This window comes from Halodesulfovibrio aestuarii DSM 17919 = ATCC 29578, assembly GCF_000384815.1.
Taxonomy (GTDB): Bacteria; Desulfobacterota; Desulfovibrionia; order Desulfovibrionales; family Desulfovibrionaceae; genus Halodesulfovibrio; species Halodesulfovibrio aestuarii.
In genome coordinates this window covers 305,857-331,390 of record NZ_ARQF01000021.1, presented here as the reverse complement: position 1 = coordinate 331,390, position 25,534 = coordinate 305,857, and the positions used below count along the sequence as shown (strand labels likewise).

At 46.1% G+C, this 25,534-nt stretch carries 24 protein-coding genes and 1 tRNA gene; 3 read left to right on the top strand and 22 right to left on the bottom strand.

The window, feature by feature from the left end:
- Positions 1-109: 109 nt before the first annotated feature.
- From dxs to ispG, 7 genes are all read right to left on the bottom strand, one after another.
- Entirely contained in the window at positions 110-2,023 is a 1,914-nt protein-coding gene (dxs, locus tag F461_RS0112265; RefSeq protein ID WP_020001463.1) for a 1-deoxy-D-xylulose-5-phosphate synthase, read from the bottom strand.
- Between the two features lie 66 nt (positions 2,024-2,089).
- Positions 2,090-2,995, bottom strand: coding sequence for a polyprenyl synthetase family protein (locus F461_RS0112260; RefSeq protein ID WP_020001462.1), 906 nt, complete (start codon positions 2,993-2,995; stop codon positions 2,090-2,092).
- Positions 2,996-3,007: 12 nt separating this feature from the next.
- Positions 3,008-3,247, bottom strand: a complete 240-nt coding sequence (gene xseB, locus F461_RS0112255; RefSeq protein WP_020001461.1) for an exodeoxyribonuclease VII small subunit — start codon at positions 3,245-3,247, stop codon at positions 3,008-3,010.
- Positions 3,248-3,258: 11 nt separating this feature from the next.
- Positions 3,259-4,116 carry a M23 family metallopeptidase gene (locus tag F461_RS0112250; protein WP_020001460.1) on the bottom strand — a complete coding sequence of 286 codons (858 nt, stop codon included), beginning with the start codon at positions 4,114-4,116 and terminating at the stop codon, positions 3,259-3,261.
- Positions 4,113-5,513, bottom strand: coding sequence for an exodeoxyribonuclease VII large subunit (gene xseA / locus F461_RS0112245; protein ID WP_020001459.1), 1,401 nt, complete (start codon positions 5,511-5,513; stop codon positions 4,113-4,115). Before xseA ends, F461_RS0112250 begins: the two co-directional genes overlap by 4 nt.
- A gap of 257 nt (positions 5,514-5,770) precedes the next feature.
- Positions 5,771-7,498: a proline--tRNA ligase gene (locus tag F461_RS0112240; RefSeq protein ID WP_020001458.1), complete on the bottom strand. Its 1,728-nt coding sequence runs from the start codon at positions 7,496-7,498 to the stop codon at positions 5,771-5,773.
- Between the two features lie 2 nt (positions 7,499-7,500).
- Positions 7,501-8,580: a flavodoxin-dependent (E)-4-hydroxy-3-methylbut-2-enyl-diphosphate synthase gene (gene ispG, locus F461_RS0112235; RefSeq protein WP_020001457.1), complete on the bottom strand. Its 1,080-nt coding sequence runs from the start codon at positions 8,578-8,580 to the stop codon at positions 7,501-7,503.
- Between the two features lie 743 nt (positions 8,581-9,323).
- Between ispG and F461_RS17830 the strand changes: the two genes are divergently transcribed.
- From F461_RS17830 to F461_RS0112220, 3 genes are read left to right on the top strand one after another with little or no spacing between them, the layout of a single operon-like run.
- Entirely contained in the window at positions 9,324-10,304 is a 981-nt protein-coding gene (locus F461_RS17830) for a metal ABC transporter solute-binding protein, Zn/Mn family (protein ID WP_020001456.1), read from the top strand.
- A gap of 2 nt (positions 10,305-10,306) precedes the next feature.
- Positions 10,307-11,122: a metal ABC transporter ATP-binding protein gene (locus tag F461_RS17825; RefSeq protein WP_020001455.1), complete on the top strand. Its 816-nt coding sequence runs from the start codon at positions 10,307-10,309 to the stop codon at positions 11,120-11,122.
- Positions 11,123-11,127: 5 nt separating this feature from the next.
- Positions 11,128-11,928 (top strand): metal ABC transporter permease, encoded by an 801-nt coding sequence (locus tag F461_RS0112220; RefSeq protein WP_020001454.1) that lies wholly within the window; start codon positions 11,128-11,130, stop codon positions 11,926-11,928.
- A 73-nt stretch (positions 11,929-12,001) separates the two neighbouring features.
- Here F461_RS0112220 and F461_RS0112215 read toward each other — a convergent pair whose 3' ends face one another.
- From F461_RS0112215 to rpsM, 15 genes are all read right to left on the bottom strand, one after another.
- Positions 12,002-12,640 (bottom strand): FlgO family outer membrane protein, encoded by a 639-nt coding sequence (locus F461_RS0112215; RefSeq protein WP_020001453.1) that lies wholly within the window; start codon positions 12,638-12,640, stop codon positions 12,002-12,004.
- A gap of 11 nt (positions 12,641-12,651) precedes the next feature.
- Entirely contained in the window at positions 12,652-12,948 is a 297-nt protein-coding gene (locus F461_RS17820) for a hypothetical protein (protein ID WP_020001452.1), read from the bottom strand.
- A gap of 8 nt (positions 12,949-12,956) precedes the next feature.
- Positions 12,957-13,775 carry a FlgO family outer membrane protein gene (locus tag F461_RS17815; RefSeq protein WP_020001451.1) on the bottom strand — a complete coding sequence of 273 codons (819 nt, stop codon included), beginning with the start codon at positions 13,773-13,775 and terminating at the stop codon, positions 12,957-12,959.
- 171 nt (positions 13,776-13,946) lie between these two features.
- Entirely contained in the window at positions 13,947-16,415 is a 2,469-nt protein-coding gene (gene lon, locus F461_RS0112200) for an endopeptidase La (protein WP_020001450.1), read from the bottom strand.
- Between the two features lie 154 nt (positions 16,416-16,569).
- Complete coding sequence (gene clpX / locus F461_RS0112195) at positions 16,570-17,820, bottom strand: ATP-dependent Clp protease ATP-binding subunit ClpX (protein WP_020001449.1); 1,251 nt, start codon at positions 17,818-17,820, stop codon at positions 16,570-16,572.
- An 11-nt stretch (positions 17,821-17,831) separates the two neighbouring features.
- Positions 17,832-18,434, bottom strand: coding sequence for an ATP-dependent Clp endopeptidase proteolytic subunit ClpP (clpP, locus tag F461_RS0112190; protein ID WP_020001448.1), 603 nt, complete (start codon positions 18,432-18,434; stop codon positions 17,832-17,834).
- Between the two features lie 262 nt (positions 18,435-18,696).
- Entirely contained in the window at positions 18,697-20,010 is a 1,314-nt protein-coding gene (tig, locus tag F461_RS0112185) for a trigger factor (RefSeq protein WP_020001447.1), read from the bottom strand.
- A gap of 81 nt (positions 20,011-20,091) precedes the next feature.
- A tRNA-Leu gene (locus F461_RS0112180) sits at positions 20,092-20,176 on the bottom strand.
- Between the two features lie 202 nt (positions 20,177-20,378).
- On the bottom strand, positions 20,379-21,440 hold the full coding sequence (gene selD, locus F461_RS17810; protein WP_082208214.1) for a selenide, water dikinase SelD: 1,062 nt from the start codon (positions 21,438-21,440) through the stop codon (positions 20,379-20,381).
- A gap of 14 nt (positions 21,441-21,454) precedes the next feature.
- Positions 21,455-22,360 (bottom strand): selenium metabolism-associated LysR family transcriptional regulator, encoded by a 906-nt coding sequence (locus F461_RS0112170; RefSeq protein ID WP_020001446.1) that lies wholly within the window; start codon positions 22,358-22,360, stop codon positions 21,455-21,457.
- 105 nt (positions 22,361-22,465) lie between these two features.
- The gene (gene rplQ, locus F461_RS0112165; RefSeq protein WP_020001445.1) at positions 22,466-22,921 is read right to left on the bottom strand and encodes a 50S ribosomal protein L17; all 456 of its coding nucleotides are present in this window, start codon (positions 22,919-22,921) and stop codon (positions 22,466-22,468) included.
- A complete protein-coding gene (locus F461_RS0112160) occupies positions 22,911-23,954 on the bottom strand; it encodes a DNA-directed RNA polymerase subunit alpha (RefSeq protein ID WP_020001444.1) in 1,044 nt (347 codons plus the stop codon). Before F461_RS0112160 ends, rplQ begins: the two co-directional genes overlap by 11 nt.
- Before the next feature lie 13 nt (positions 23,955-23,967).
- Entirely contained in the window at positions 23,968-24,594 is a 627-nt protein-coding gene (gene rpsD, locus F461_RS0112155; RefSeq protein WP_020001443.1) for a 30S ribosomal protein S4, read from the bottom strand.
- A gap of 17 nt (positions 24,595-24,611) precedes the next feature.
- Positions 24,612-25,001 (bottom strand): 30S ribosomal protein S11, encoded by a 390-nt coding sequence (gene rpsK, locus F461_RS0112150; protein WP_020001442.1) that lies wholly within the window; start codon positions 24,999-25,001, stop codon positions 24,612-24,614.
- A 161-nt stretch (positions 25,002-25,162) separates the two neighbouring features.
- Complete coding sequence (gene rpsM, locus F461_RS0112145; protein WP_020001441.1) at positions 25,163-25,534, bottom strand: 30S ribosomal protein S13; 372 nt, start codon at positions 25,532-25,534, stop codon at positions 25,163-25,165.

Here is a 25,534-nt window from a genome sequence, read left to right as displayed (position 1 = left end):
TCTCTGGCTTTTTCAAATATAAAAGCCGGAGCATACTGCTCCGGCTTCATCAATATCTGTTTTTATACAGCCATAGGTGCGATAGCGCCTCACCCACAACCACTTATATCTAATTTTTATCGAACAATTCCTGAACAACTTTTTTAATACCACTTGTATTAATACCAAGTTGCTCGCGCAATTCAATTTGCGTGCCGTGCTCAACCCACTCGTCCGGAATACCCAGACGCTTGATCTTACAGTTACCAAGTGCGTCGCTATCTGATAAAAACTCAAGCACAGCAGAGGAAAAACCACCCTGTAGAGTATTTTCTTCGAGCAAGACAAGAGAATGATGCGTATTCACAAGTTCAAGCAACTGTTTTTCCGGCAACGGTTTTACACAACGTGCATTAAACACGGTTGCCTGCTTTCCTGTTTCCGCCGCAAATTCCTTCACGGCTTCAATCGCAGGGTATGTGCGGGAACCGACAGCGACAACCGCAACACCTTCCCCCTGAATCATCACTTCACCAGTACCAAGAGCAAACGGTTCCGGCTTTTCTTTCAGTGGAACGCCATACCCTGCACCACGCGGATACCGGATAGCGACCGGCCCGTCATGAGTGAGTGCGGTTGCCATACAGTCCGCCAACTCTGCTTCGCTGGAAGGAACCAGTACAGTCATGTTCGGAATGTGACGCATAAAACTCAAATCAAATACACCGTGATGAGTAGGGCCATCTTCACCCACTAGCCCACCGCGATCCAGACAGAACGTTACAGGCAGATTCTGTAAACAGACATCATGCACAATCTGATCATACGCGCGCTGCATGAAGGTGGAGTAAATGGCCACAAAAGGTCGATACCCCTGTGTAGCAAGCCCTGCTGCAAAAGTTACAGCATGCTGTTCACAAATGCCTACATCAATAAAGCGCTCGGGAAATTTTTTTTCAAAACAGGCCGTTCCAGTCCCTTCAGGCATAGCCGCAGTAATCGCCATAATACGGTCATCCTGCTTCGCTAATTGGCACAAGGTATCACCAAACACGTCTGTATACGTCGGCACAGAGTTAATCTGAGCAACCTTTCGAGCCTGACCGGTTTCCGGCTCAAACCGGCCAACACCATGGAAGAAAGTCGGGTTGGATTCAGCAGGAGCATAGCCCTTGCCTTTTTTGGTGAGAACATGCAGCAGCACCGGCTCATCCAAATCCTGATAAAGCCTGAATGCTCGTTGCAATGCTTTGATGTCGTGTCCGTCAATTGGTCCCATGTAGTTAAATTGGAACGCTTCAAACAGCATTCCGGGCGTAAAGAAACTCTTTAAGCTATGCTCACTACGGCGGGCGTAGTTAAGCATCTCTTCGCCAATAGCAGGAACCGCGTTGAGGATTGTCTCCATATCTTTCTTGAATCTACGCACCCAGCGAGAAGACAAGTTGCGGGACATAAAATGGGACATGGCACCAACATTTTTAGAGATAGACATCTCGTTATCGTTAAGAATAACGAGCATTTTCTTATCAATGTGGCCTGCCTGATTGAGTCCTTCAAAAGCAAGGCCGGCAGTCATGGAACCATCCCCGATAATAGAAATTACTTCATTTTTTTTACCGGAAAGATCACGCGCAACAGCCATACCTAATGCAGCTGAGATGGAAGTTGAGGAATGTCCCACGCCAAAATGGTCATACGGACTTTCAGACATCTTAGGAAAACCGCTCACACCATCTTTTGTTCTTAGTGTATGAAAGTCATCCTTACGTCCGGTCAAAAGCTTCCAGGCGTACGCCTGATGCCCTACGTCCCATACCACTTTGTCATGGTCAAAATCAAAAACAGACATCAAGGCAAGAGTCAGTTCTACAACTCCAAGTGAAGGAGCAAGATGCCCACCTGTCTGGGAAACTACGGAAATTATCTCATCACGCAACTCCCCGGCAAGCCGAACAAGCTGGGCTTGATCAAGCTTACGAACATCAGACGGCAAATTAATGCTGTCCAGTAGACGAGGAGAAGATTGGCTCTTATCAGACATTATAAATCCGGGTGCTATGAGTTAGGAATGAAGCGTCAAACCATGCTGACAAAGGTAGTGTACTCTTTATGAAACTCTGTCAACAATGTACTGGGCAAGAGTACGCAGGAAAAGAGCGTCACTTCCGTCAAAAACGGCAAGCTGCTTAACAGCACTATTTACAAGCCCTTGGGCAAGTTCACGGCTTTTCTCAATACCAAGCATACTTGGATACGTATTTTTCCCCTGCTCTATATCGCTACCCACAGGCTTTCCGAGTTCTTCCTCAGTTCCGATTTCATCCAAAATATCATCTACAATCTGAAACGCTGCGCCAATATTTGCTCCATACGTGCGAATGCGTTCTTGATCTTCAGTACCGGCACCACCCAGTATGGCTCCACACTCACAGGAGCATCGAATCAACGCACCTGTTTTCATTGCGTGCATAGTCTGCAATTCTTCAAGCGAAACATCGTTGCGGCCGGTAAAATCCATATCAAGCTGCTGACCACCGACCATACCGCCGGAACCTGCAGCACTCGCCATGGTGTTAAGCGCAGTTAATACAGAAGCCGCAGGAAGATTCTCCGCAGTCTCTGTCATCAAAACAAAAGCTTCTGTTAACAGACCGTCACCGGCAAGAATGGCTGTTGCTTCGTCAAACGCCTTGTGGTTGGAAGGCTTACCGCGGCGCAAGTCATCATCATCCATAGCTGGCAAGTCATCGTGTATAAGCGAGTAGGAGTGAATGCATTCAATAGCAGAAGCAAATGGCATTACCTGCTCTTTCTTGACGCCGAACATGGCTGCAACCGCAAGGCACAGTACAGGACGCAAACGCTTGCCACCAGCAAGCAGGCTGTACTCCATTGAATCCAGCAACCGTTGAGGAATATTTCTATTGTGCAGACAGGTAGAAAGATATTCTTCAACAGAAGAAGCCTCTGTCTTCAGTACGGATTTAAACTCCTGCACACTCATCGTAGTCATTATCAATTCCACCTAGTCTGTTATGATCGCAGAGGTTGTTTCTTCATCAAACGGCGCTTCACCCTCTTCTGTGAAAAGGCGAATTTCATTACGCGCGTTTTCCAGCTGGGTACGGCATTCTTTAGAAAGAGTCATACCTTCCTTGTACAACGCCACACTTTTCTCTAACGCAAGCTCACCATTCTCTAAAGATTCAACAATAGTCTGGAGCCGCTTTAACTGCGTTTCAAAATTTTTCTTTTTTGCTGCCATAACTCACTCTCTTATTTCTTATCTGCCAAAAGCGGGAGTGGATCAACAAGCACACCTGAGACTCTCAATCCAAAATGCAGATGAGGTCCTGTAACACGACCGGTTGCTCCAACCTCGCCGATACTCTGCCCCTTCTTAACCGTTTCCCCTTCATGCACAAGTAATTTTGACATATGAAAATACATACTCACAACACCCTGCCCATGATCAATGTATACAGAATTACCAGAGAAAAAATGCGAGGCGGCAATGCGGACTACACCGTCTGCACAAGCTTTAATCGGTGTTCCTTTTTTACCGCGCAAATCAATACCGCTATGCGGCTTACGCGGCTTACCATTAAAAAATCGCTGCACTCCGTACTCACTGCTTACACCACCAGCCACAGGACGAACAAAGGGAGCATCCCACATACGATTAGCGCTAAGGGACTTCATCATACCCCGAACGGTTTCCCGCTCTGCATAAAATCTATCTAAATTTTTCTTACTCAGCTCAACATATTTTCTATCTACGGTAAGATGCTGTTCGCGATACTTTTTATGCTGTACCGGAATGGTACGCGTAACAGTATTAACACCGTCGAGTGTTTCTTCTACCGCTGAAATTTGCAACGTCTTCTTTGAAAAATCACGAGGAAGCGATAACAACGCTACGCCGTTGTACTCGTTGCTATCTTTCTCGCAGTTAACGGAAACATTTTTCTTATCCCATTTCAACAGTACAGGGCCTTGGGAATCAGTATGTATTGTAACAAGAAACGCCCTGCCGTTCATTGCCTTTTCAGGCAGATCAATACGGAGTGCCCCTAATGCCGAACCAGCACTGAGTAGCACAAAACATATCAACAATACTGCATGACGAATCATCCTTCACTCCTATTTTTTTCCAACGTTTCAACCTGAACCCCTAGGGAACCATCTGCAACCATTACATTTAGATGTTCACCTGTTGCCACATCATCAACGCTACGAATAAACGTACCGTCCGCTTTCTGCACAAGACTGTAGCCTCGTTCCAGTGGCTTACGCGGATCAAGACTTTCCAACATAATAGCTGCACGATCAAGCGTACGTTCTGCGGTTATAAGCAAGCCATCGCCTGCCCAATGCAACCGGCGCTGCAAGCTTTGAACCGTCTGCAACTGATAGGTTATAGAAGATTCACCAAAAGCTCTTTTTATTCGCTCTTCGCCATAACTCACTGTACGTTCGGCAGTCTCAAGCTTCAACGCTATTGCCCTGTCAAGACGATCAGTCAACCCGACAAACTGCTCATCAAGACGCTTCAACCGTTGAAGCGGGGACAGCCAGCCCAATCCACGCTCAAGTGTCGTCAAGCTGTGCTCCTTAGAGCCCAACTGCTGTTCTATTCTGCGTGCAAGCCGGATTTCCAACTCATCAAGAGACTGAATCAGCATTGAGCGTTCAGGCCACAACAACTGTGCGGCATGGCTTGGTGTGGCTGCGCGGACATCCGCAGTCATATCGGCAATAGTCGTGTCAACTTCATGCCCCACACCGGCGATAACTGGAATTGCGGAACCAAAAATTTTTTCAGCGAGTGTTTCATCATTAAACGCCCATAGATCTTCAAGAGAGCCGCCGCCACGAATAAGCACTATAACATCTGCCCACCCTTCGGCATTAATTCGATCCATTTGCGCTGCCAGCTGCCCGGCTGCAAGCTCCCCCTGCACAAGAGCAGGATAAATACGAATCTGCGCCCCCCAGCCGCGTGCACCGGAAATACGCAAAAAATCCTGAATAGCCGCACCGGAAGGAGCCGTAATCACTGCCACCTTTTCCGGATGATACGGAAGCGAACGCTTACGCATGGATTCAAAGAATCCTTTAGCACTCAGCTTTTTTTTCAGCTCTTCAAATTCCATAAAGAGCTTACCAAGTCCCACATCCTGCGCCAGTTCAACTACAAGTTGATAGCTGCCACGCGGCGGGTACACATTCAGTCTGCCCGCGCACATGATCTCTGTGCCATTCTGCATGGTGCGAGCCAGACTTGGACGCGGGCCATCTTCAAAAACTTCACCAGTAAGAGGATCGAACCGCTCATCGCCGCGTTGGTTCCCCTTAAACCAGACACAATTCAACACAGCGTCTGCATCTTTGAGAGAAAAATACATATGGCCGGACGCTGGACGCGAAAGGTTGGAAACTTGCCCTCGTACCCACACAAACGGAAACGCACCCTCAAGAGTCTTCTTAAGGGCGTCAGTTAATTCTCGGACTGTAAAAATCTGACTCATTAATTTTTAGTCTCCGACGGGCAGGCTCCATTTTGCATCCGCAAAGGGACACTGTTCCCTTGCCCCGAATAAACGAAGCTGCTTAGACATTCGGCAATCAAATTAGCGCAATGAAAGCTAAGGCTAGAAAAACGCTCCTGCTGCGTGGATGCGCAACAGGAGCATAATATTGTATCAAATATAACAGCTACTGCATATTTATTCTGATTACTGCGCTAGTAGATCAGACAAGTATGCATGTAGACTGGAACGGCGGATTAACCGATGTTCCACCCTGCGTATACTTTTTCTTTCCACTCTTTGAATGCTTCAGCAAAGCCTTCAACAGGCAGTTCTGATTTCTCACCGGTACGACGATCTTTAGCTTCAAGGATGCCATTTTTAAGACCACGGCCGCCCACTACGATCTGCATTGGGATACCGATGAGGTCTGCATCTTTAAACTTAACGCCCGGGCGCTCTTTGCGGTCATCAACGAGAACATCGATGCCCTGCTCTTTCAGGAAGGTGTAGATTTCATCTACCTTGTCGTTCACTTCGTCACTCTTAATGTCGAGGTTGACAACAAGTGCTTCAAAAGGAGCAAGCGGAGGCGGGAAACAGATACCGTTTTCATCATGGTTCTGCTCAATACAGGAAGCAACAACACGGGAAACACCGATGCCGTAACAACCCATGAGCATAACTTTATCTTTGCCGTTCTCATCAAGGAAAGTACAGCCAAGAGACTCTGAATACTTAGTGCCAAGCTTGAATACGTGACCTACTTCAATGCCTTTAGTGAGGCTGATTTCTTTACCACACTTAGGACATACGTCATTTTCAGTAATAACGCGAAGGTCTGCATAGCCGGTAAGCTCAACATCACGCTTCAGACAAACGTGCTGAAGGTGTGCGTCTGCTTTGTTTGCACCAACAATCCAGTCAGTAGCAAAACGCAGTTCGTTATCTGCGTAAATACGCTTGATGTTGAGTTTCACAGGGCCTGCAAAACCAACAGGAGCGCCAGTCCACTCTCGAACCTGTTCAGGAGTTGCCATCTCAAGAGTGTCAGCCTGAATCAGATTTTTGAGTTTTACGTCGTTAAGCTCTCTGTCACCACGAACAAGCGCAGCCACAGGCTCACCGTCTGCATCAAAAAGAAGAGTCTTAATAAATGCCGTAGCAGGTGCGTTGAGGAAGCCGGAAACTTCTTCAATGGTGCGTACATTTGGAGTAGAAACTTCTTCCATTGGAGTCTCAAGAGCGTCGCACTCTTCGCCAGAGCACAGAATCTCTGCACGTTCTACGTTTGCTGCATAAGAACAGGAATCACATACTACAATAGTATCTTCGCCTGTTTCTGCGAGCACCATAAATTCGTGAGAGAAGCTGCCACCGATGGAGCCGCTGTCTGCTTCAACCGGACGGAACTGAAGTCCCATACGTGTGAAAATCGCATTGTATGCTGCGTACATGGCTTTGTAGCTTTCATCCAGACCATCTTGATCCTTATCGAAGGAATAAGCATCCTTCATGATGAATTCACGACCACGCATAAGACCGAAACGAGGACGAACCTCATCACGGAACTTAGTTTGAATCTGGTAAAGATTCATAGGCAGCTGGCGGTAGGAACGCACTTCACCACGCACGAGATCAGTAATAACTTCCTCGTGAGTTGGTCCAAGACAGTAGTCACGGTTGTGACGATCTTTCAGGCGAAGCAATTCCTTGCCATAAAAATCCCAGCGTCCAGATTCCTGCCACAAGTCGGCAGGCTGCACCATTGGCATACTCACTTCATTAGCGCCTGCTTTGTCCATTTCTTCACGGACAATAGCAGAAGCCTTGGTGATGGAACGTAAACCAAGCGGCATATAAGTGTAGATACCGGATGTAAGTTTACGGATCATACCCGCACGGGTAAGCAGCTTATGACTGACAACTTCTGCGTCAGCAGGTGCTTCCTTAAGCGTAGGAATGTAGAAACGACTCCAGCGCATAGCTATCCTTTATTTCGTTCTATAAGAAAATTGTCTAATTCTTCCATAAAGGCGTTAAGCAAATTTGCTCCGCCTTTAACCGTTCTAATAACTTTTCCTTTACGGAAAATAATCCCTTTATCTCTGCCACCGGCAATGCCGATATCAGCCTCGCGAGCTTCGCCCGGCCCGTTAACAACGCAGCCCATAACGGCAACTTTGATAGGGTCGATAACGCCTTCAAGACGTTTTTCAACGACTTCAACAAGATTAATAAGACCAATTTCGGTTCTGCCGCATGTAGGACAGGAAATAATCTCCGGCCCGCGGTCACGTAAACCAAGAGCACGCAAAAGCTCCCAAGCTACAGTCATCTCCTGAACAGGATCATCCGTAAGGGAAACGCGCAAAGTATCACCAATGCCCTGCCAGAGCAATACACCAAGACCTACTGAAGATTTTATCGCTCCACGCAACAGGGTGCCCGCCTCTGTTACGCCGATATGCAACGGATAATCACATCTGTCTGCAAGCAACCTGTAGGAATCAATGGTATGCATCACAGAAGAAGACTTCAAAGAAATCTTGGTGTTAAAAAATTTCCGTTTTTCAAGCATAGCAACATGGTGCATAGCACTCTCTACCATGGCCTCGGGAGTGGGACCACCAAATTTTTCCAGTAATGCTTTTTCTACAGAGCCACTGTTGACTCCAACTCTGATAGCAGCATTATGTGCCTTGGCAGCATCTACCACTTTATCCACATTTGCCGCACCGCCAATGTTACCCGGATTAATGCGTAACGCATCAACACCAGCTTCCAAAGACTTAATAGCAAGTCTGTGATCAAAGTGAATATCAGCAATAAGCGGAACAGAGACCTGATCCTTAATTCGGGAAATTGCCCATGCTGCCTGCTCATCCAGAACTGCAACACGCACGAGTTCACACCCGCCTTCTACAAGTTCTTCAATCTGAGCAACGGTTGACTCTACGTCGCGAGTATCTGTGTTAGTCATGCTCTGCACAACTACGGGATGCTCACTGCCGATTTTAAGTGACCCTACGGTCACTTCCCGAGTCTTTCTTCTTTCTAAGGACATAACTTCCTTTTACTCCTTACTATGCAGAGCTGCTCAAAAACAAACACGTTGCTATACCTACGCGTATGGCTGCCTACGCTTTTAACGGCTGCTACTTATTGTAAATCATATGCCATGCCAGCTACAATCCGCTATATCATAAGGAAAAAACACAGACGTAAACCATTACGTCTGCCTCTCCCTCCCCTTCCGTCTTGCACCCTTCAAAAAGCCAGCAGAAAAAATTGACTACAATCTAATAACACACCCTTATGACAAACATACAAGAGCTTACAAATAAACAACTGTTTTATTTTACATGCTCTACTTTCCTATCATAACTTCCCAAGGAATGTTTCAAAAACAATCCATTCTCATTACTGCATTTCATATAGCAAGCCAAGTCTAATGGTAGATCGATTTTGTATTGACAAGTCAGGATTGAATACTATTATCACAAAAAGTCTTATGTAGATTAAAATCACAATAAGGAAGATATGTTCGTTAACTATCTTCTCCATTTTTTGAAGTAAAAAAAATCGAGTCTACATGCATACCCCACCCATGCAGACTGCGCTGAGCACGTCATGACCACGAACCTGCAGATCAAGACCATCGATATGGTTAAACCAATCTTTTTGTCATCAATACTAAGGTTATAGGTTACACAGCCACATTGCCTTGTATCTAATAAATACGTTACAATTCAATAGCCATCCGAGCTGACAACCTTTTTACTTCTCCACACGTCAAAGTGAGCCAATATGCAGCTACATAAAAAAGCACTATTATTTCTATTTGTTGCACTTCTATTTGCCGCCCCATTCTCAAACTCAGCGCTAGCAAAAAGGCCTGTGATTTTTGTCAGCATTCTTCCACAAAAATATTTTGTAGAACAAATTGCAGGTGACACTGTGGATGTAGAGGTTATGGTTATGCCCGGCGCCAGCCCTGCAACGTATGAACCACGACCTCGCCAAATGGCGGCACTAGCCAAGGCTGATGTATACCTTGCCATCGGTGTCCCATTTGAACGCACATGGCTTCCCCGCATTCAGTCTACAAATCCAAAACTCAAAATTGTTCATGTAGAAAAAAAACTTCGCAAACTTCCAATGGCTGCGAATGCAATGGATATTGACGCAAGCCCGCGCGGTACTATTTTGCACGATTACCGAAACGAGGAAGCCAGCCATCCAGAGGACTATACTGAACACAATCATGCAATGCATGAACACAAAGGTATGCTTGATCCACATGTATGGCTTTCGCCACGTTGGGTGAAGGCGATGACAAAACCCACGCGCCTTGCCATTAGCAAGGTAGCACCGGAACACGCCAAACTGTATCGTATTAACGCACGCGCTTTTACAAAGAAACTGGATGAACTGGATGAAGAAATTGACACACTCTTTAAACCCATTCCAGCAGAACAGCGTGCCTTTATGACGTTTCACCCGTCATGGGGATATTACGCAATGACGTACAACCTTATTCAAATCCCGATTGAGTTTGAGGGAAAAGCACCGACACCTAAAGTTCTTGAGCAAATCACAAGCATTGCTAAGAAAAGAAATCTACGTACTATCTTTGTACAACCTCAGTTTTCGCAATCAAGCGCGAGGGCTATTGCAGACTCAATTAACGCCTCTATAATAGTTGCGAACCCGCTAGCGGAAAATTGGGAAGAAAATTTACGCGAAGTTTCTAAAAAACTCGCAGCATCTTTTATCCTTTCTGAGTAGTCATGAACCAACCAGTTATCGATATATCCGGACTGACCTACGCATATCCTAATGCTTCCCGTTACACTGTGCTGGACAACTTAAACTTCACAGTAAAAAAAGGGGCGTATATTGCCATTCTGGGCCCAAATGGCGGTGGAAAGACCACGCTATTAAAATGCATTTTGGGACTCCTCACACCACAGGCCGGCAACATAACGGTCTTTGGAAGAAAACCGCCGGAATGCGTACGATACATTGGATATGTTCCACAGTACGCCACTACAAAGGATTTCTTTCCTGCCAATTTACTTGATGTTGTAATGATGGGAGCCATCACCAGCCCACTGCTCTTTCCGTTTTCACGAAAGCAACGTCAGCTAAATGAAGCAAAAGCTGTTGAAGCGTTACGCAAAGTGGGTCTTAATGGAAAAGAAAAAGAAAGATTATGCAATCTTTCCGGAGGGCAACGCCAAAGGGTTATTGTTGCCCGCGCGCTTATGTCAGACCCGAAATTGCTGCTTTTGGATGAACCAACCGCAAACTTTGATCCAAGTGGTAAATTCTGTTTTTATGAATTTCTTGCGAAGCTTCCGGACGACATTACAACCATTGTCGTCAGCCACGACATTTCCATTGCGGCATCACCATTTACCGGCATTGCAGTTGTAAACCGCAGTTTGTCATATCACGATGGAAACAATATTACACCGGACTTCCTTGCTCATTTATATGGCACACACGACAACACATGCCCGATGGGAGCCTTTATGAATAACGTTCCGCAAATGCTCTCATTTAAACCATTCTCAATAACATTGCCGGATACCGAGGGATAAGTGCTATGGACATACTTACACTCCCCTTCATGCAGAATGCCCTTGCTGCCGCATTGTTAGCTTCCGTTGCTTGCGGCATCGTCGGCACGCTTGTTGTCCTTAACCGCCTTGTTTTTCTTGCCGGTGGTGTTGCTCATGCCGCCTATGGAGGAGTTGGTTTAGCTTTTTTCTTCGGGCTGCCAGTACTACCCTGCACGCTAGGATTCACTCTTGGTTCTTCTGTTGCTATGTCCACTATAGCCAGAAAGTACAAAGAAAAAGCAGACACCGTCATTGGTGTTCTCTGGGCAGCAGGTATGGCCTTCGGCATTATTCTTATTGACCTCACTCCGGGGTACAATGTTGATCTGATGAGCTTTCTTTTCGGCTCCATCCTTACCGTATCCTCTTTTGATCTCTGGCTCATGTTTGGGCTGGATATTTTTATTGTCGGGGTGACAATTCTTGCATACCCCGGCTTGCTCAGCATTTCTTTTGATGCGGAATATGCAGAATCCCGAGGGCTGCCAGCTTCACTCCTGCACACACTGCTTGTATGCATGGCGGCATTATCAATTGTTATGATCATCCGCGTGGTGGGACTTATCCTTGTCATTGCCCTGCTGACTATTCCGCCTTTTATCGCAGAACGGAAAGCGCACAGTCTTGCGACCATGATGGGTGCTGCTGTCTTCTGGAGTATGCTCTTCTGCATGCTTGGACTTTTTATCGCATACTGGTTCAACCTTACATCAGGAGCCAGCATCATTGCAGTAGCTTCCGTCACATTCTTTACAGTGGTCGGCTTTGAACAACTCTGCAAGTAGCTCAGCCACCGTATCAAAAAAAGCCCCTGCACAACATTGTGCAGGGGCTCCATCTCATCAAATATCAATTTTCTTAAAAGGTTGTACCGACGCTCGGAACAATGCCACGTTTATCATTACTTCCAACTGTAAGCAGACGCATTTCTGCATTCAATGGCAAAGTTTGTGTCGCCATTGCAAGTACCTCATTCGTTGGTGCATGAATGAAACGCATATTGAATCGCACACGATTCAATGTCTGTGTGTAAGTTCCTGCAACAATAATCGTTGCCCGTACATTTTCATTAGCAAGTACATGAGTACGGCGGCTGAGCACAAATTCACCACCACGTGGTTCAAAAAGAACGGAGCGACCTTTACGGATTTCCTGCACTTTGTAACCGGAAGTGACAAACCAGCGGGAAAGCTCTTCACCCATCTGACGGGCAAGCGAGCTGGTCTCTTCCAAATCATTAAGTGCTACAGGGGTGGTTACAATAACATCGTATCCTTCGACGTCACCTTCATCCAAATCTAATCTCTGCCGCAACTGTGCATCAAGCTGCATCGCAAGTGTATCTGCAACAACAGGGATTGTTTTCCTCTCAACGGGGGCAGCCTCTGTCGCTTTCTGCTTTGCTGCAATAAAATCTTCATATGTTCCGGCAGAAGCGGCAAACGGGAGCAGCAGGCACACAAACATAACCAGTGTGGTAAGAATACAACGAATCATTTTACCCTCCTCTACCGAAGCGTTTCGAGTAAGCGGTTTACAGCTGTAATCTCAGAAACGAGCTGCTCACGCATATTTTCATGTTCTGCAGACGCCAGCCCGAGCAGGAAATGCTCTCGTGCCAACTCATACCGCTGCTGCGCGACATACTGTCTGCCTAAATATAAATTTTGCATTGAATTGCTGCTGTAAGGAGAAGCAACTACCTTATATTCAGCAGGACGCTGCACCGCCACAGGCTTGCTGCTTGTCAGCGCACTGCATCCTGAAAGAGCAACCATTAATGAGAGTAGTAATACACGTTTCATGTCAGCTCCTAATGCAGGTCTTCGCCAAGATCGATAGCTGTCAGATCATTTGCCCTTGTCATAGTTTCAAAATCGCGCATTGAAACAAATCCGGAACTTAACTTCGGACCGGTATCTGCCAACATTCTTCGGACAACACTTGACTGCTGGAACACAAGCTGTGCTGTTCGCAATACAGAGTTGTCAGAAACCCGCACAATACGCGCGTTGACAAACACACTGCCTTTTACTTGATAGTAGGTACCGACAATTGCCAATGACCTTCTATTCTTTACATACGTGCGATGGTTACGGGTCAGCATGAACTCACCCTCACTCTTCCGGCCTTTAATCTCATTACCGATGCGGTATTCTTTTACAGGCACATTTCGCTGATTGAATTCATAAATAAGCGCCTCAGCAATATAGCGGCCGAATGCTGAACTCCGCTCAAAATTATCCTGCTCTACAAAAGTAACCGGAAGTATGCTTGCATTCTTGAAAGTTTCCATATCAAGGTTGGTTAACAGCTGGTCTGCAAGCTCACGAACCTTCAGCTTTACTTCACGGGCATTATCAACCGCCGGCACATCCGGCTCTACCTTGCCTTTGCGCCACAGCATACCACCTGTTCCATCCGGAAGCATTACGCCGTTATCATAATTAACGACAGGTGTAACCGAGGTAAGGGATGTATCTTCCTGATACGTAGCATCTACCGATTCAGGCACCATGCTTTCAACAGCACCATACACTTTTTGTTGTGGCGGTTCATCTGCCCACACTTTCGGGACGCCAACTATAATAACCAAGAGCGTGATAACTACGCCACGAAAAGCATTAGACATGCCAGTCCTCCATATCAGTTCGTACCAGTTCAGGTGCGTTCATTATTTGCCGAGTTACTTTACTATCGGCGTCGGGTAGGAAAACTTAAATAGAATCTCATAGCTCTCTGGAGCAAAAAAAAAAGACCGCCCAACGGACGGTCTTTTATATTTTGTATTCAATGTGAGCAGTTAGTGTGTAACTTGTGCTGCTTCAGGTTCACAGATTTTCAGAGAGTCAAGAAGCTCCCTTGTCTGGCACTTTCCCTGATAAAGCTCCGCAGAGTCGAGTGCATACGGAAGCACTTCATCGACATTCTCAACGGGAACAATCGTCATACCTTTAAGAACATCAGCTGGAATATCCTTAAGATCTTTTTGGTTATCTTTCGGAATAAGCACAGTTGTAATGAGACCACGACGGGCAGCCAGAAGCTTTTCGCGTAATCCACCAATCGGCAGAACACGACCACGCAGGGTAATCTCACCAGTCATAGCAATATCGTTACGTACTGGAATACCGAGCAGAGCAGACACGATAGAAGTACACAAGGTAATACCGGCAGAAGGGCCGTCTTTAGGAGTCGCGCCTTCAGGTACGTGGACATGAATGTCAATGGACTTATGGAAGTCAGGTTTCAGTCCAAACAGACTGGAGCGTGAACGAATGTATGAGAGAGCAGCCTGAGCAGACTCTGTCATAACTTCACCAAGCTTACCAGTTGTAGAAACCTTACCGGAGCCCGGCATAATTGCGGTTTCAACCAACAGCAGCTCACCACCCAGCTCTGTCCATGCAAGACCGGTAGTTACACCAATCTGTGCTTCATCTTCCCTTTCACCGTAGCGGTATTTCTTAACACCGAGCATGTTAGAAAGGTTCTGAGTCGTGATAGAGATAAGCTTATCCATATCGTCTGCTTCTACAACACGCATAGCTGCTTTACGGCAAATGGATGCAATTTCGCGTTCCAAGCTACGCACACCAGCTTCACGAGTGTAGTAACGGATAATATCCATGATCACGTTGTCAGACATACGCAGGTTGCTACTCTTAATGCCGTGCTGATCAATCTGTTTCGGCAGCAGGAAATCACGTGCAATACGTTTTTTCTCTGTCTCAAGATAGCCCGGTAGCTGAATAATTTCCATTCTGTCCTGAAGCGGAAGCGGAATGGACTGCAAGCTGTTGGCAGTAGTAATGAAAAATACCTGAGACAAATCGTAGTCTAAATCAAGGTAGTGATCATTAAAAGTGCCGTTCTGTTCCGGATCAAGTACTTCAAGCAGTGCCGCAGAAGGGTCACCTCTAAAGTCAGTACTCATCTTATCAATTTCATCAAGACAGAAGAGCGGGTTATTATAATCCACTCGCTTAAGAGACTGAATAATTTTACCCGGCAACGCCCCGACATACGTACGTCTGTGCCCACGTACTTCCGCTTCGTCACGCACACCGCCAAGAGACAGGCGTACAAAATCACGGTTTGTCGCACGTGCAATAGAACGAGCAAGTGAAGTTTTACCAACACCCGGAGGGCCCACAAGGCAAAGGATAGGGCCTTTCAGCTTGGTAGCAAGCTTCTGTACTGCGAGGAATTCCAGAATACGCTCTTTCGGCTTTTCAAGACCAAAATGATCTTCATCCAAAATTGTGCGTGCTTCATCAATATCAATCGGAGTATCTTTAAGCTTGTTCCAAGGAAGGTCTACAATCCAATCAATGTAGTTCCGAACAACGGTGTACTCAGCTGAAGAAGCAGGCATGCCGCGCAGCTTTTTAAGCTCACGCAAGCCGCGATCACGGGCTTCATCAGGCATGTCTTTGCTATGAAGAATTGCTTCAAGCTCGTTGAGTTCTTCCTGCGGGTCATCGTCGCGACCCATTTCTTTATTGATCGCCTTGATCTGCTCGTTGAGATAATATTCTTTCTGGTTACGTTCCATCTGATGCTTAACGCGATTTTTAATGCGTTTTTCCATAGATGTAATCGCAATTTCACCCTGAAGAAGCTCATACACTTTCTCAAGACGCTGCACAGGATCTGTGTGCTCCAGCACTTCCTGCTTCATACGGTAATCAACCTTAAGGTGCGGCATAATGGCATCTGCCAATTTGCCAACAGAACTTACTGCGTTGATAGCGAGCAGGGTTTCCTGAGCAAGTTTTTTATTAATTTTTGCGTACTCTTCCAGAGATTCATGGCAAGCACGGGCAAGAGCTTCTGCCTCTGTACCTTCAATGTCATTTTCATCTATCGGAGTAACGTCGGCGAGAACAAAAGTTACTTCTTCTTCGCCCTCTTCTTCTGCCTCAAGCGCTTCAACACCGGCAGATGTCCAGCGCGCACGGTACAACCCTTCAAACAGTACCTTAATGGTACCGTCAGGCAACCTGAGCATCTGAAGTACTTTAGAAACAGTACCGATCTCAAAAAGATCCTCTGCATCAGGCACTTCCATTTCCGGCTCACGCTGGGCAACAAGAAAAATTTCTTTACTACTATCAGCAATAGCATGCTCGATAGCTTTGATGGAGGCCTCTCGACCAACAAACAAAGGAATAATCGAACGCGGGAACATTACTACTTCCCGCAGGGACATCAGTGGGAGTTGAATGGTAGCAAGACGCTTTTCGTCGCTTGTTCCAGTCTCAGTCATATATCCTCCTCGTTTCGTGCCATGCACTCTTCCGCAAGGAAGACAAGAGGCACCTTGAGATAGGTAAGTCACGGTGCCGAATTGTCAATTGCTTCAGCTGAATATACTCAAAGTGCATCACACATTCATGCGATGCACTTTGATAACCATCTAATTAAGAAGCAGTTTTCGCCTCATTCTCATAAATGAGCATTGGCTCTTTTCCTTCTTCAACTACCGATTTGTTTACTACGCACTCCTTAACTCCCTTAAGGGAAGGAAGGTGGTACATAATCTCCAGCATGATAGTTTCCATAACGTTACGCAACCCTCGTGCGCCTGTCTTACGCTCTATGGCCTGACGGGAAATTGCCTTAAGTGCGTTCGTGGTAATTCGCAACGAAACTTTGTCGAATTCAAATAATTTCTGATACTGACGTACAAGTGCATTTTTAGGCTCAGTAAGAATACGCACCAAGTCGTCTTCACCAAGTTCTTCAACACATGTAATTACAGGGATACGTCCAATAAACTCTGGAATAAGGCCAAACTTGACAAGGTCGTTCGGCTGTACCTGTTTCAGTAAGGATGAATATGACAACTCTTCCTTAGCAGTAATCTTCGCACCAAAGCCCATTGCTTTGCCGCTCATGCGTGTTTCAATGATCTTATCAAGACCAATGAACGCACCACCGACAATGAACAGGATATTTGAGGTATCCATGCGGATAAACTCTTGCTGCGGATGCTTACGGCCACCTTTTGGAGGAATGTTTGCTACAGTGCCTTCAATAATTTTAAGCAATGCCTGTTGTACACCTTCACCGGAAACGTCACGGGTGATGGAAGGTCCGTCACCTTTGCGGGAGATTTTATCAATCTCATCGATGTAGATAATACCTTTTGCAGCAGATTCGATATCATAATCAGCATTCTGCAAAAGCTGCACAAGAATATTTTCGACGTCTTCACCAACGTACCCTGCTTCAGTAAGGGTCGTTGCATCTGCAATTGCAAACGGAACGTTCAGAACACGCGCAAGAGTTTTTGCAAGCAGGGTTTTACCGCTGCCGGATGGACCGGCAAGAAGAATGTTGCTTTTTTCAAGCTCAACATCACCAAGTTTGTGCTCAAAGAACACGCGCTTATAGTGGTTGTGCACAGCAACAGACAGAATTTTTTTAGCCTGATGCTGCCCGATAACATACTCGTCGAGCTTACTCTTAATTTCCTCAGGAGTAAGTAGCTGACCGTCATCTTCTATGATTTCAGCACTTTCCTGCGCGATAATTTCGTTACAAAGAGCAATGCATTCATCACAAATGTAGACTTCAGGCCCTGCGATAAGACGAGCAACCTGATCCTGACCTTTGCCGCAGAATGTACAACTAAGCTCTTCGTTTTGTTCGGTAGAGTTTTTATCCATAGGGTATTCCACTACTTCTCTGTTTTGAGAATGTCATTACGGGATACGAGGATTTCGTCGATGATACCAAAATCCTTTGCTTGCTCCGCACCCATGAAGTAATCACGTTCTGTATGTTCCACAACAGTTTCGATTGGTTTCCCTGAGTGATGTGCAAGAATACCGTTCAAGGAATCTTTTAACCGCAACATTTCTTTGGCATGAATATCAATATCCGTTACCTGCCCCTGAAATCCACCGAGAGGCTGGTGAATCATAATTCGGCTATGCGGCAATGCGTAGCGTTTACCAGCAGCACCGGCAGCCAGAAGCAAAGCCCCCATACTTGCAGCCTGTCCCATACATAGAGTTGCAACAGGAGAAGAAATATACTGCATAGTATCATAGATTGCCATTCCTGCTGTGACAACTCCACCAGGGGAGTTAATGTACATATAAATTTCTTTTTCAGGATTCTCTGACTCAAGGAACAGGAGTTGAGCGCAAATCAAAGAGGCGATTTGATCATCAATAGGGGTTCCAAGAAGAATAATCCGGTCTTTAAGCAAACGGGAGTAAATATCGTAGGCACGTTCAGACCGACCGGTGGTTTCAATAACAATAGGCACTGCCATAACGCACTCCTAACAGTGGTAAAAAAGTATATGTTGTAGGCTTGGAAAAAGAAAGGGCAGCGAATGCACGCAACATAATATAACTGATGCGTACCACCCGTTCTTACAAACGGACTTATAACAACCTAGCAGAAGTTGACCCAACTGCTCAAGAAGCAAAGAGACTCAATTTGTGATAACTTACTATATAATGCAAAAAACGGGGCTGGCATAGATGCCGCCCCGTTTAGATTGTCTAGTCTGAAGAAGGTAAAGAGAGAACTTAGTCTTCTTTTTCTTCTTCTTTCTTTGGCTCAACTTCAGTAACGTTAGCTTTTTCGTAGATTGCATCCATTGCTTTATCAGCAAGGAGACGGTCACGGAGGCTAAAGAGAAGGTTGTTTTTAGAGTAGTAATCTTTAACAACATGAAATTCCTGACCAGCACGCATTGCGATCTGGTGAAGCTGCATATCAACTTCTTGGTCAGTTACTTCAACGCCCTCTTTCTTAGCTACTGCAATAAGGAAAACCTGAGTTTTTGCAATCTCTTCTGCTTCTGGACGAACTTCTGCACGAAGTTCTTCAGGAGTTTTGCCAAGAGATTCAACAGACTTGCCCTGACGCTCGAGACGTTCGATACGTTCCTGAATGAGGCTGTCTACATGACCGTCAACCATGGAATCTGGAAGCGGGAAGTCTACAGTTTTCAGCAGGGAATCAAGCATGGTTTTCTGAGCCTGAGATTTGTTAAGCTGCAGACGGCTGCTTTTGTAAGATTCTACAACAGCTTCACGCATTTTTTCAACAGAATCGAAGCCGCCAGCTTTCTTAGCGAGTTCGTCGTTGAGTTCAGGAAGTTTTTTCTCCTGAAGAGCGTGTACAGTCACTTTCATGGTCACAGTTTTACCTGCGAACTCAGGGTTGATGAAGTCTTCAGGGAAGGTAACGTCGCCTTCGCCGGACTCACCAACAGTGATTGTTTTTACGAGAGCTTCGAAATCTTCGAGAGCCTGCTTGTCGCCAAGAGTCATCTGGAAATTTTCAGCAGATACGCCTTCAAGAGGCTCACCGTTTTCATAAGCAGCAAAGTCGATTACTGCAATCTCACCGTCTTTAGCAGCGCGGTTTTCCGCGATTACTACATTTTCAGCCATGTTGCCACGGATGCGGTCGATTACTTCATCAACTTCTTTTTCGTCTACGATAACTTTTTCTTCTTCAACTTCAATGCCTTCGTAGCTTGGAAGGTCAAACTCAGGCATAACTTCGAAGGAGATTGCGTAGGAGAACTCTTCATCACGAACGAGCTCGCCGCCGTCAAAGTCAATACGTGAAACCGGAGAAAGCTCGCCTTCACCGATTACTTCGTTGATATGAACGTTAACGAGGTCCTGAGTTGCTTCAGAATAAACTTCTTTCTTAAAGCGACCTTCGATTACGCTGGAAGGCACTTTACCTTTACGGAAACCTTTGAGGTCTACGTTGGTACGGTACATTGCGATTGTTGCAGCAAGTGCAGCATTAACCTCGTCCACAGGAACAGTAATATTAATCTGCTTCTTAACCGGAGACAGATCTTCTACTTTATATTCCATGGCACACGCTCCTTCTTGTCCAGTGGAAAATTAGAAAAATTCTCCGGTCACCAACAATGTTAAGTACCGGATAAAAATATATGGTGCGAAAGGAGAGACTCGAACTCTCACGGGGTTAACCGCCAGATCCTAAATCTGGTGCGTCTACCAATTCCGCCACTCTCGCATTCAATCATATGTATGACATTTACCGGAAGAAGGATTTGTATGTCCTTCCTCGTTTGCTTGGTTGGTAACATGTCGAAGGCGCAGACATTTACCATTGCTGCGCACAGAGTTCAAGCATAAAAATGCGATTATTAGCATTTCTTGTGAAAAAAAGCTCTAAGTAGACGAAGCTACTTACAAACATTTTTACGTCATTATTACTAACGAATAAGTAATGTCCCGCACTCTGTGCCGCTTTTTAGCACTTCGCCGATCACAGCAGCCATCTCGGCCCGTTCTGTAAGGAACAAAACAGCTTCTTCAACTCGGGCTTTGGGGACTGCCAAAACAAGTCCACCAGAAGTCTGAGCGTCAAATATAAGATCAACCCGCAAAGAGTCAACACCCTCAGCAACTTCTGTAGCATTTATACAATGAAGTCTGTTTGCATGGCTGCCCTCAGGCACCAACCCGATGCTAGCCAACTCAAGGGCCTTATCAAGCACAGGTATGGCCTCAGAGTCAATAGCAACCAATGCTTTTGATGCTTGAGCCATCTCTATTATATGCCCGCCAAGCCCAAAACCAGTAACATCTGTTGCGGCTTTAAGTCTCATATGCTGAATCAACTCGCCACCGACATTATTCAGTTTTGCTGACCACTTATAGAGCAGCTCTTCCATTTCATCGCAGCCATCCCAGCTGGCCTTAATACCTGTGGCAAGCACTCCGGTTCCAACCGGTTTGGTGAGAATTAAAATATCCCCCTTCTGTAAACCTGCATTGGAGGTATAGGCATCCGGCTCAACATAACCTGTTACAGAAAGACCATATTTTATTTCTGTGTCTTCAACACTATGCCCACCTGCGAGCACTGCACCAGCCTCAACTATTTTGTCATACCCACCACGAATGATTTCACTCAGCATTGTTTTCGGCATGCTTTTTACAGGGAAACAAACAATATTCATAGCGCACCACGGAGTCCCCCCCATGGCATATACGTCCGACAATGAGTTCGCTGCAGCGATCTGACCAAAGCGATACGGATCATTTACAATAGGAGTAAAAAAATCGAGAGTCTGCACTATAGCTTTCCCTGCCGGAAAAGACAAAATAGCTGCATCTTCATTATTTGTCGTACCAGTGAGAACCCTACCCTTTTCGCTTTCTGTAGCCCGTGGCAGGGACTGTAAAATCTCCTCCAGGTCCCCTGGAGCAATTTTAGCAGCTCAACCAGCAGCCTTAACAGTATCCACCATTTTTATAGTAGGTTTACTCATACACAGTACCTGCGTTACCCACGCATTGAGCGGGTTTCATCCTTTAAGAATTGAATAAAGCTATGGATAGCCGGGAAATAATGACGACGGTTATGATATACGCAGAAGAACTGCCGATTAAGTTTCATATTTGAAAGAGGCAGTATAATCAGATCCCCACGCTCAACCTCTGCAGAGACAGCCAGCTTTGAGGTAATAGAAAGACCCATCCCGGCCTTAACAAACTGAATAACAGCGTTGGTTGATTCAACTTGCACGACCGAAGGAAGTGAACGGATATCCACATTGTGTTCGGCAAGGGCGTTCGCAAAGGACTTTCGTGTACCAGATCCACGCTCACGCATTACCCAGCTATGCTCCTCAAGGGTTTCAGCTGTCAGCGGCTCCTTCAAAGATACATAGGAAGGTGATGCAATAACCACCAGTTCATCATCAACAATTGGTATAAAGGTCAATTCAGGATCATTTTCAAATGCGCCGACGACGCCAACCGAAAGTTCTCCATCGGACAACATGTGAATTATGGCCTCAGAATCTGCCACCTTAAGCGAAACATCTACGTTGGTATTTTTCAACATGTATTTCGCCATCACGTTAGGCAGTAAATAATGGGCCGGAATTGTGCTGCCACCAATGACTATTTCTCCAGCCATCTCATCATGCAGTTGCGCAATTTCGGCTCGAGCTGCATTTAAAGAGGAGAAAGCCTGCTTGGCGTACTTATACAGAATGGTACCTGCTTCCGTAGGTAAAACAATGCGTCCCATTCTATCAAGAAGCGGGACGTTTAACTCAGACTCGAGTGCTGAAACATGCGCGCTAATGGTCGGTTGCGATAAAAAAAGATCTTTCCCTGCACGGGAAAAACTTTGCAACTCATAAACCTTGCAAAACGCTTCTAGCTTTCTGTAATCAATCATAGCTATTGAATACATCGAAAAAAAATATACTGCAACAAACACAAAAAAAGGCCGTTGTAAAAACAACGGCCTTTAATATGCATAGTACGATTCAGTTCGCGCTGATTATTCAGCTGCGGTAGCGGCTTCAACAGCCTGCTTAACTGCTTCGTTTTTCTGTTCCTTGCTCATAGGAGCTGCGGAGACAGAGTCTTCTGCACCGGGCTTGCGAATAAGTTCAATGACAGCCATTGGTGCGTTATCACCCTTACGTGGAGTAGAGAGTTTGATAACACGTGTGTAGCCACCTGGTACACCTTCGAAAAGCGGTCCGATTTCATCGAACAGAACCTTAACGAGCTGGTGAGAACCAAGAACTTTGTAAGCCTGACGGCGAGCATGAAGATCGTTGCGTTTAGCAAGAGTAATCAGGGGCTCAACAACGCCACGCAGGCTTTTAGCTTTAACCACGGTGGTGCGAAGAGAGTAATGAGTCAACAGAGACGTTGCCATGTTACGGAACATAGCCTTGCGATGTGCAGGGGTTCTGCTGAATTTCTTTCCAGATTTTCTATGCCTCATTTTGCTGCTTCCTCTTCAACCAATCCTGGTATTTCTTCTCAAAGCCATCCACTTGCATGCCAAAATCAAGTTCCATTTCGCCAAGCACACGACGGATTTCGTCGAGAGACTTACGACCAAAGTTCTTGGTTTTAAGCATTTCAGATTCAGTGCGCTGAACAAGTTCACCAACTAAAGCAACATTTGCACTCTTAAGGCAGTTAGTGGCACGAACAGAAAGTTCGAGCTCATCAATGCCTTTGAAGAGATTTTCGTTCAGACCGCTATCAGCAGACGCCTGTTCGTTTTCTTCTTCAGAGATACGTTCGTCAAAGTTAATGAAAACAGAAATCTGTTCTTTAATGATCTTTGCACTGTAGGCAATGGCATCCTCAGGTGAAACTGAACCATCAGTCCAAACCTCAAGGATGAGCTTGTCATAGTTGGTCATCTGGCCGACACGGGCCTGCTCAACAGTATAGGCAACCTTGCGAACTGGAGAAAAACTTGCGTCAAGCTTGATAAGACCAATCTCATCGCTAAGTCCTTCATGCATGTCTGCTGGCACGTAACCTTTACCCATTCTGATTTCGAGTTCAAAAGTAACGTCTTTGTCCTCGGTCAGAGTGAATAACGGCTGATCCGGATTAAGAACCATCACGTGCTGGTTGCCTTTAATGGCTTCGGCAGTTACAGCGCCCTGCTTATTCGCGGTGAACTCAATACGTTGAGGTTCTTCCGTATCCATAGCAAAACGTACTGATTTAAGATTCAGTACAATATCAGTAACATCCTCAAGAACACCTTCAATAGTAGTGAACTCGTGATGCACATCTGACATTTTTACTGCAACAGCGGCAGCGCCCTGAAGGGATGCAAGTAACACGCGTCGCAACGAGTTGCCAATGGTGTTACCGTATCCGCGTTCGAGCGGCTCGCATACAAACTTACCGTACTGGGTGTTGCCTTCGCCGATACGCGCAATGGTGTCCGGTTTAACCAACTCAGACCAGTTGCGAGTATTAATAGTTCTGTCGCCTTGTTTGATGAGCATGCTTTAAACCCGCTTATTTGGAGTAGAGCTCGACAATCAGCTGTTCGTTGATTGGGAACTGAATGTCTTCGCGCTGAGGCAGAGCCTTAACGGAACCCTTGAAGTTAGGGGCGTCAACTTCCAGCCAATTTGGACAACCGCGACGAGCGATAACTTCCTGAGCTTCCGCCAGAACTGGATCTTTACGATGTTTTTCTACAACAACGATTTCGTCACCAACTTTCACCTGCATAGAAGGAATGTTTGCCTGACGGTTGTTGAGTGTAAATACGCCATGCCGAACCATCTGACGAGCCTGCTGACGGGAGTTAGCATAGCCGAGACGGAATACCACGTTATCAAGGCGACGTTCGAGAAGAGCGAGGAGGTTTTCACCAGTAACGCCTTTCTGCATGTCTGCCTTTTTAAAGTAGCTGCGGAACTGCTTTTCAAGAATGCCGTACATACGACGAACTTTTTGCTTTTCGCGCAGCATAACTGCGTAATCGCTTACTTTTTTGCGTGAGCGACCTGCCTGTCCAGGTGCGTATGGACGACGGTCGAACGCGCATTTATCAGTGTAACAGCGATCGCCTTTCAGGAATAACTTTGAACCTTCGCGTCGACAAATGCGACACTTAGCACCATTATATTTAGCCAAAACAATCTCCTCTTGTATTAGACGCGACGTCTCTTAGGTGGACGGCAGCCATTGTGAGGGATCGGGGTCACGTCACGAATGAACGCAACCTTGAATCCAGCAGCGTTGATAGCACGCATGGCGGCTTCGCGACCGGTACCTGGACCTTTGACGTAGATACCGACTGTACGCATTCCGTTTTCCTGCGCTTTCTTAGCTGCAGTATCAGCTGCAACCTGAGCAGCAAACGGAGTAGACTTACGGGAACCCTTAAAGCCTGACTGGCCTGCGGATGCCCAACTTACTGCGTTACCACGTGTGTCGGTAAAGGTAATAATGGTATTGTTGAAGGTAGCCTGGATATGGGCGATCCCTACGGGAATATTCTTTCTTTCTTTTTTCTTGCCCGTACGCTTGGGTCTAGCCATAACTATACTCTCTCAACTAGATTAATTGATAGATGGGGTTGGGAACCTCATACGAGCTTAGTATGACTAAGCCGTGATACGCCGGGTCTAAGGAGTTGCATCATTTGAAAGCGTCCTTAGCTCGGGAGAGATTCCACGCCTGATCCTACATGAGGATGGACTTACTTCTTCTTCTTGCCAACAACAGCGCGACGTGGACCTTTACGGGTACGTGAGTTAGTCTTCGTACGCTGACCGTTCACAGGAAGACCGCGACGGTGACGAAGACCACGGTAGCAACCGGAGTCCATGAGACGTTTAATGTTGGAAGAAACTTCACGGCGGAGGTCGCCCTCTACCTTGTAGTCCTGCTCAATAACTTTACGGATCTCGTTAACTTCTTCCGCAGTGATATCATCAATATTGCGTGTCCAGTCAACACCTACGGTGTCGAGGATCTGGAGAGCTGTATGACGACCAATGCCGAAGATGTAGGTAAGAGCGATATCAGCACGCTTACCTCTTGGGAGATCTACACCTGCAATTCGAGCCAC

Excerpts from the sequence above, each read along its gene's own strand:
- rpsK (WP_020001442.1), bottom strand. The coding sequence starts at position 25,001 with ATGGCTAGACCCAAGCGTACGGGCAAGAAAAAAGAAAGAAAGAATATT.
- F461_RS0112170 (WP_020001446.1), bottom strand. The coding sequence starts at position 22,360 with ATGATTGATTACAGAAAGCTAGAAGCGTTTTGCAAGGTTTATGAGTTG.
- F461_RS17820 (WP_020001452.1), bottom strand. The coding sequence starts at position 12,948 with ATGAAACGTGTATTACTACTCTCATTAATGGTTGCTCTTTCAGGATGC.
- F461_RS0112220 (WP_020001454.1), top strand. The coding sequence starts at position 11,128 with ATGGACATACTTACACTCCCCTTCATGCAGAATGCCCTTGCTGCCGCA.
- tig (WP_020001447.1), bottom strand. The coding sequence starts at position 20,010 with ATGGAATATAAAGTAGAAGATCTGTCTCCGGTTAAGAAGCAGATTAAT.
- F461_RS0112250 (WP_020001460.1), bottom strand. The coding sequence starts at position 4,116 with ATGATTCGTCATGCAGTATTGTTGATATGTTTTGTGCTACTCAGTGCT.
- clpX (WP_020001449.1), bottom strand. The coding sequence starts at position 17,820 with ATGGATAAAAACTCTACCGAACAAAACGAAGAGCTTAGTTGTACATTC.
- F461_RS0112160 (WP_020001444.1), bottom strand. The coding sequence starts at position 23,954 with ATGCTCATCAAACAAGGCGACAGAACTATTAATACTCGCAACTGGTCT.
- xseB (WP_020001461.1), bottom strand. The coding sequence starts at position 3,247 with ATGGCAGCAAAAAAGAAAAATTTTGAAACGCAGTTAAAGCGGCTCCAG.
- lon (WP_020001450.1), bottom strand. The coding sequence starts at position 16,415 with ATGACTGAGACTGGAACAAGCGACGAAAAGCGTCTTGCTACCATTCAA.
- dxs (WP_020001463.1), bottom strand. The coding sequence starts at position 2,023 with ATGTCTGATAAGAGCCAATCTTCTCCTCGTCTACTGGACAGCATTAAT.
- xseA (WP_020001459.1), bottom strand. The coding sequence starts at position 5,513 with ATGAGTCAGATTTTTACAGTCCGAGAATTAACTGACGCCCTTAAGAAG.
- F461_RS17830 (WP_020001456.1), top strand. The coding sequence starts at position 9,324 with ATGCAGCTACATAAAAAAGCACTATTATTTCTATTTGTTGCACTTCTA.
- F461_RS0112215 (WP_020001453.1), bottom strand. The coding sequence starts at position 12,640 with ATGATTCGTTGTATTCTTACCACACTGGTTATGTTTGTGTGCCTGCTG.
- rplQ (WP_020001445.1), bottom strand. The coding sequence starts at position 22,921 with ATGAGGCATAGAAAATCTGGAAAGAAATTCAGCAGAACCCCTGCACAT.
- ispG (WP_020001457.1), bottom strand. The coding sequence starts at position 8,580 with ATGTCCTTAGAAAGAAGAAAGACTCGGGAAGTGACCGTAGGGTCACTT.
- F461_RS17815 (WP_020001451.1), bottom strand. The coding sequence starts at position 13,775 with ATGTCTAATGCTTTTCGTGGCGTAGTTATCACGCTCTTGGTTATTATA.
- F461_RS0112260 (WP_020001462.1), bottom strand. The coding sequence starts at position 2,995 with ATGACTACGATGAGTGTGCAGGAGTTTAAATCCGTACTGAAGACAGAG.
- F461_RS17825 (WP_020001455.1), top strand. The coding sequence starts at position 10,307 with ATGAACCAACCAGTTATCGATATATCCGGACTGACCTACGCATATCCT.
- F461_RS0112240 (WP_020001458.1), bottom strand. The coding sequence starts at position 7,498 with ATGCGCTGGAGTCGTTTCTACATTCCTACGCTTAAGGAAGCACCTGCT.
- clpP (WP_020001448.1), bottom strand. The coding sequence starts at position 18,434 with ATGGCAGTGCCTATTGTTATTGAAACCACCGGTCGGTCTGAACGTGCC.